6 protein-coding genes are annotated in these 6597 nt (G+C 52.4%); all 6 read right to left on the bottom strand.

The genetic code is table 11. From position 1 onward, the window contains the following. Positions 1 to 186: 186 nt before the first annotated feature. On the bottom strand, positions 187 to 582 hold the full coding sequence (locus tag AC2FFH_RS21975; RefSeq protein ID WP_496770968.1) for a rhodanese-like domain-containing protein: 396 nt from the start codon (positions 580 to 582) through the stop codon (positions 187 to 189). A 186-nt stretch (positions 583 to 768) separates the two neighbouring features. Then, positions 769 to 2415, bottom strand: a complete 1647-nt coding sequence (locus tag AC2FFH_RS21970) for a hypothetical protein (protein ID WP_496770966.1) — start codon at positions 2413 to 2415, stop codon at positions 769 to 771. Between the two features lie 560 nt (positions 2416 to 2975). Further along, positions 2976 to 3497, bottom strand: coding sequence for a hypothetical protein (locus AC2FFH_RS21965; protein WP_496845323.1), 522 nt, complete (start codon positions 3495 to 3497; stop codon positions 2976 to 2978). Between the two features lie 10 nt (positions 3498 to 3507). Beyond that, positions 3508 to 4947: an alpha/beta fold hydrolase gene (locus AC2FFH_RS21960; RefSeq protein ID WP_496845322.1), complete on the bottom strand. Its 1440-nt coding sequence runs from the start codon at positions 4945 to 4947 to the stop codon at positions 3508 to 3510. 403 nt (positions 4948 to 5350) lie between these two features. After that, positions 5351 to 5890 (bottom strand): luciferase domain-containing protein, encoded by a 540-nt coding sequence (locus tag AC2FFH_RS21955; protein WP_029622210.1) that lies wholly within the window; start codon positions 5888 to 5890, stop codon positions 5351 to 5353. Positions 5891 to 5955: 65 nt separating this feature from the next. Continuing rightward, complete coding sequence (locus AC2FFH_RS21950) at positions 5956 to 6546, bottom strand: YceI family protein (RefSeq protein WP_496726648.1); 591 nt, start codon at positions 6544 to 6546, stop codon at positions 5956 to 5958. Positions 6547 to 6597: the final 51 nt, after the last annotated feature.

Here is a 6597-nt window from a genome sequence, read left to right as displayed (position 1 = left end):
TCTGAGCCTCTCTTCGGCGTCTACTACATCCAGACTCAAGCAGAATTTCAGCGCCCAGAGGCTAAGGTGTTCGTCAATTGGCTTAAAGCGCAATCACAAGCCGTATCGAGACACAACTCTGGAAGCTGAGAAGTATCTATTTACTCACCTGCTCTGTTTGCTCAAGACCGTTGGTTTCGCCGTTTTTTAAGGCTGCTTTGTGGAGGAGCCAGCTGCGATCAGAGCCCCCATCCCTCCATCGATGAACTGCACGTTTTGAAAACCCATTGCTGTTAATACATTTGCCGCTGCCGCGCCTCGGTAGCTCGGAGCTCCGCCACAAGTGGTGAAAATTCGCCTTCCACGATCCTGTAACTCTTGAGATCTGTATTCATTTTCAAGGTCTGCCATCCAAGCGACGGCGCGACCAGGAGCCGGAATTGCTCTAGGGCTGATACCTGTAGCCGCCATTTCAGCGCTATCCCTCACGTCCACTACAAGTGCGTTGGGGTCTTCGATCAGTACTGCCAGCGTGTCAGTTGCTGAAATCGGATTTGCTTTGGATATTTCCTGAGCTTCCATTTGTGCGAATGTTAAGACCATATTGCCCCCCGACTGCAAATCCTGCGCTATGCTAGCATGCGGCTGATTTACCGCAAATCGGCACCGAAGCGATGCTTGGCAGTCTTGTCGTCGTCCAGACTGTTGCCATCAACGAAGTTAAATAAGTCCCGGTCAACGGCAGAAGCGGGCCTCGCAAATACCCCGGCCATTGCTGTTGATCAGTGATTACTGGGCGGCCAAAGCCTTCTGCCTGCAATAACACGATGCCTTGATCGGCACCTCGGCGCGAGCAGTGGCCTTGTCCAGTTGTGGCTTAATGTGGGCGGCTTCGACCGTTTCACCGCGCCGGGTGAGACATTCGTGCAAGCCATGCAGGCTCCAGACGTTGCCCGGATGCTGACAGGCCCGGCTAAGCGTTGCATCCAGGCCAAGGTCTGCACGGTAAACAGCTTCGGCCTCCTCCATCTGGCCCTGCTCAAGAAGAAGAGCACCCAGCGCATGACGGGTGGGTTGCATCCAGCCCCAGGGCTCGTCGTATGGCAAGTTGTCGTCGATCTCGACTGACTTTCGCAGGTGGTCAAAGGCCGTTTCGTGCTCTCCTGCGTGATAGTCCAACTCACCCAGCATCATTTGCTCAGCGACCTTCAGAATGTCCCGGCATGTGTTGTTGAACAGCATTCGGGTCTCAGGAACTCTGGCCAGAGCATCATAGAACTTGGCTTTTTCACTCTCGGCTTCGGCGACCCTGTGTAGGTTGGCCAAGGCAACCGTCCTTGCATACCGCATCATGGCAATGGTCACGCTGTAAAGCTCTTCATCCTCTGGCAGATCCTGATCGAGAATATCCTGCCAGAGACCAAACCTGATCAGCACATGTTGCTTCATTGGAATGAAGCCTTCAAACCAGTCCGCCATAGGCCGAAGAGTGTCTGACGGCAAGGTGTCGATCAGCTCATCGGCGGCTTCGATTGCTGCCGATGGTTGCCCCAAGAACATCGCACCGTATATTTTAAAGTGATAGTTGTGGCACCGATAGACGGAATAGAAATTGTCAGGGCCTTCGCGCTTCAGAAACTTGCGATCTGCCAATATGGCTTTGTGATTGCGCAGTACCACGTTCATGTAGTCTCCGCACAACACGTCGATATGGGTCGGCATGTGCAACAAATGCCCGGCCTCGGGCACCAGCGTGCTGAGCACATCGCCGTGACGCAGTGCCCGTTCGGGGTGGGGCGACATTTCCATCAGGTGAATGTACATGTGCAATAGTCCTGCGTGCTCCCATGCTCCGGAAAGTGTATCGAACGCATTTTCGAGCACGGATATTGCCTCGAGCGTATCGGCCCCTTCGGCGGGCTTTCCGGTCGGCAAATCCCAAAGCTGCCAAGGTGTCCGGTTCATGAGCGACTCGGCCAGAATCGCAGACACGTCCAGGTCCGGATCGAATTCGGTGTGAACCTTTCGCATCGCATCAGCGAAGGCATCATTCCACGGGCTGAAATCCTCAATATCCGATGAAGATGGATAACGCGCTGGAATGGCATCGATTAGCGCGCGTTCAACATGCGTCAGCCGCTCCTTTAACGACGCAGCAGCCTCGATTGACGCTTTCGCCAAGGCGATACAGTCAGGCTTTTCGTCTTCTTCGAATGTTTCCCAGGGCTTGTTGTAGTTCGGCCCAATACAATACGCGATGCCCCAGTGCGCCATTGCGCAATTTGGATCCGCAGCTACAGCATTCTGAAAGCATACAATCGCTTCTTCGTGGTTGTAGGCGTAAGTCCAAGCCAAACCACGATCAAACCAAAGCTGGGCTTCGTCCGACGAGGTTGTGATCTTTCGGCTGTAGCTACCGAGATCATAGTATTCCATCACAATAACCCCCTAATTAGAGGTAGGAGGTTACCACAATGGGCTGTTTCTCGATACTGGCGACATCAAAGCCGACCCAAGGCATAGACCCGTCTTATATGAACTCCATTGATCGAAGCACTCTTCTTGGCGACTGATCAACTTGTCGGCCGCGTGAGTGACGCGCCGTCCAATCCCTCCACTGTAGCCCACCGACAAGACCACAAACACCGCTCGCACACACCTAAGACGGGCTTTTGAGAAAGCTGATGTCAGCAGTCAGATTGGTCTTTTCCGCCATCTAACACTTTTGGGGCTTGGTAGCGTCGTGCGACAGCTTCCGTTCTAAGTGGTGTTGAAAACGTGTAATTTGGGCTCATTGCGGGCGTCAAAAATTCAGGCACCCTATCCTTCTAGCGTGGCAACTGCATGGTCATGAGAGGTATGCGGTCGATGCATGTTGAGAATGCGTCGAGCTTCATTCGATTGTCCCGGAATTGCCAGCGCATGCGCCAATGAAAACTCAATTAAGTCGCGTTGCGCCCGGCTGCCGCCTAGGCGTTCGTGCTCAGACATGACACCTACAAATTTCTCAATCGCTTCATCCGCATTTCCATCCGCCAACGCACGGAATGCGCCTGCGACCGAAGCAACGGTGGGGCCGCGGGGCCCTTTGCGCCGTCAATGGTTGTTTCCAGACGCTCTCTGTTTCCAGCCATCGCATGCGCAAGAGCAGCGTGAACATCCGCAAAAGCCAAGCCAGGTGAAGGAAAGAACTGAACAGCATAGTCGCTGGGTTGTTGCCAACGCTCCTGAGGAATTTGCTCACCAGCCAAAAAGGCGCGGTGAACAATTGCCACACTATCAGTCAGAACGTTCAGTGGTGGCGCAGGAGGTCGGTCGGGGGAATACGTTCTCTGCGGCTTATTCGTTTGTCGAGTAGCAGCCCAAACCGGACATTCGCAACAAGACTTTGCAATTTCCGAGATCAGGACAAAGCGGTCGATGACGAGAAGCCTAGAGTTTTTTAATTCCAGTATCGAAAATCGAAGGGCGCACGGCATCCTCTTACCTTCGAACAATAAAGTTTTGGCGAAGAACAACGTACACTGCTCAAATTGAATTCAAAAAACGCTCTATTTCCACTAGGGCTTTAGGCCAGGCAGGATCATACTCTGGCATCGTATTGTTTGCTGTCTCAAGGCCAATAAAGCGCGCCTTCTGGATACCGGAGGCGAAAATCCTACCTTGTTCAACACTGTGCATCCTGTCTCGATTAGCGTGCATAACCAGAGCCGGACAGGTGATCCGCAGAAGTAGATCGGTTACGTCGACCCCTGCGACCAGTGGTCCAATCTTGAGCCAATCCTGATGGTCCATTGCCACTTTCATAAATTCTGCATAAGTGCGCTGGTCATGCGGACTTGCGGTTGGAGCAAATGATTGCGCCATCAAGTCTCTTGCAGAAGGGTATTCATCGTACCAGCCTTCAAGACTCATATCCATCATTGCTTGCCCAAGCGCGGCAATTCCGGGCTGTGAACGCACCGCGAGTCCTTGTGCAAATCCACCGAGTAGAACCAACCCCGAAACACGGTCAGGATTATTTGCGGCAAAAGCCGCGGCAATGGTTGCCCCAAAAGAAATGCCAAACAATGGAACTTTTTCGATCCCGGCTGCGTCCAGTACGGCCTCAACATCTTCGACGATCCGATTCAAAGACACATCCTGCACGCCCCTCTGGGACAAGCCATTGTTTCTACCATCAAACCGATAAAGGCAGTGATTTTCAGAAAGCAGCGGCAACCACCCGGCGATGGTGTTCATCGTCCAATCGTATTCCAGATGCCTAAGCCAGTTTGGTGTGACCAGTAACTTTCTACCACTTCCAGTGGATGTCCAGGCAAGCGTTGTACCGTCTTTTGATTTTGCAAAGCGGACGTCTTGAGAGCTAGCCAGCAGCTTGTTCTTTGCGCGTCTTTTGTCACCATCTAAATCAATAGAGTAGGCTTCAACTGGATTTGGAATTCCCTTCAACCGTATCGAGCTTTCTGGTCGCAAAGCAACCGCCAGCGAAGTTCCCGCAACTTCAGCAGCTGTCTTGCTGACGAGACAACTTCCAATATGCGCGCTGGACTGAAGGCGCGACGCAACATTCACGGCCTCTCCGAACAAGTCTGTGCCATTTGGCATTACGTCGCCAACGTGGAGACCTCCTCGAAGTGTTACGTCTTCATCTCTCATCTGATTGAAAATCTGGCTGGCAGCATTAATTGCGTCTGTGGCTGCAACAAACTCAACCAAAGCACCATCTCCCATCAGCTTGAATATTCGTCCTTTGTTTTCATGGACCAACGGTCTGATCACATCGTCCAAAATGCGTTGTAGAGTGTTCAGCGTGGTCTCAGCATCCTCTGACATGCGCTTGGTATAATCGACGACATCGAGGCTTAGGATCGCAGCAATTTTCCGCTTCATCAGTCGATGTGGTCCTTTTAGCCAAACCAATTCCTCTGAACCAAAATTAACAGACGAATAGATTTTTGTGACCAAAACTTGTGCCTGGGCATTTTGCTAAGCCTGCAAGTTCCCAAACTTGCGCTGAAACACACAGCCGAGCAAAACGTCTTATTGGCTGGCGAAACCTAGAATTAAGGTGAATGATTAACGCATTTCACGTCGCTAACGAAGGTTCACTTCGAAATATCCAATCTAATGGTATCAGTCCGTAGTTCTTCTCATCTGTGACCGATGGCAGCCCGAAGCGGAACTTCCACTCCGAGCTTTGCAAAATCTAACAAGCGGACGGCAGCTACCATTAGTGTGAATGGCTTGAAGGTATCGAGCATTCGCCACGGCGACAATTTAAGAAAAAAATGACTGCGAGAAACAAGGTGGCTGAAACTGCTCTCTGACAGAAAACAGGCGTCCCCGCACACTTTCGCGCAATTCGAGCTTAGCCCAAGGTGTTTCCGGTGATGAAGGTGTACGAGCTTTCAACCAGTTCGATGACGACATCCAGCTCTTCGGGTGTGGTTGGAGTATAGATCATGACAAAGCCGCTCCACCCAGGACGTTGCTTGGCCCAAGGGTGAGCTACGGCCCAGCCAGCCTCAATTGCCCTTCGCGCCATTTCTGGGTCGAGCGAGGCGTGCAAGCTGCCATCAGGATGCATGTGCGCAAACTCAAACCCACCGACGATAGAGTTCGGTTGGGACAACAACATATCGGGATCAAGCTGAAAGCCAATCGCGCCAGGTAATGATATGCGTGTGGGGCCAAGTATGACCCCCGGGAATTGCGCAACTCGCTCCAGCAATAGCTGGGCCAAATCGGCATTAATTTCGACACCAATCTGAGTGTGCGGCACGCCGCTTGTCGTTTCAGGACGGGGCGAGATGCGCTCCGGCAAGGAGCGCTCTTGCGCGGACGCCATCGAGCACATCAATGTCACTACCGTCACAGCAACCGCCAATGTTCTCAGGTGTACATTCATCGTGTTGACCATCCGCCAAAATCAAAGATTGAGTGCTCAGCGCCGTATCGGTGCCCCTGCACGCATCATTCAGCTTTTAACGCTTCGATATTGATCAAGAGCTCTATCTCGTCGCTCACCGCAGGTGCAAAGGCCCCAAGTCCGAATTCAGACCGCACGATAGTCGCCGTGGCAGCCAGCCCCAAGGTCGGCGTGCCCTCTTTTGGGCCAAACGGGTATGGCGCTGACTTGTTAAGCGTTGTTTCCAGAACAACAGGCTTGGTGACGCCGTTCATGGTCAAGTCGCCAGAAATATCCGCGGAATTGTCCCCGGTTACTTCAATGCTGGTTGAGGCAAATGTGACCACGTCACCGTCGCTCGCGCTGAAAAAGTCATCGGACATGAAGTGTTGCAAACGGGCATCCCAGCCCGTGATCATGGATTTTACAGGCATAGACACTGTGACAGACGACGCAGACGGATCATCTTCGTTGAACTCTATCTCGCCGCTAAAACCTGAGAACATTCCAAATGTTTCTGAGAACCCGATGTGGTCGTAGCTGAACAATACCTGGCTGTGTCCAGGATCCAGCTCGTAGGTGCCACTCTCGGACAATGCGGTTGTCGCACCCATCGATAAGAGTACCGCCAGCGGGGTTGCTGCCACTTTGAACATTGATACGCTCCCATTTTGACAAGACTTGTTTGCGGAATTGAGTATTTAGCT

It is taken from the genome of Ruegeria sp. YTSC003, assembly GCF_059609785.1.
The sequence above is the reverse complement of the archived record's forward strand: the minus strand, read 5'-3'. Positions and strand labels throughout refer to the sequence as shown.

Coding starts and splice junctions, on each gene's coding strand:
- AC2FFH_RS21970 (WP_496770966.1), bottom strand. CDS start 2,415: ATGGAATACTATGATCTCGGTAGCTACAGCCGAAAGATCACAACCTCG.
- AC2FFH_RS21975 (WP_496770968.1), bottom strand. CDS start 582: ATGGTCTTAACATTCGCACAAATGGAAGCTCAGGAAATATCCAAAGCA.
- AC2FFH_RS21950 (WP_496726648.1), bottom strand. CDS start 6,546: ATGTTCAAAGTGGCAGCAACCCCGCTGGCGGTACTCTTATCGATGGGT.
- AC2FFH_RS21955 (WP_029622210.1), bottom strand. CDS start 5,890: ATGAATGTACACCTGAGAACATTGGCGGTTGCTGTGACGGTAGTGACA.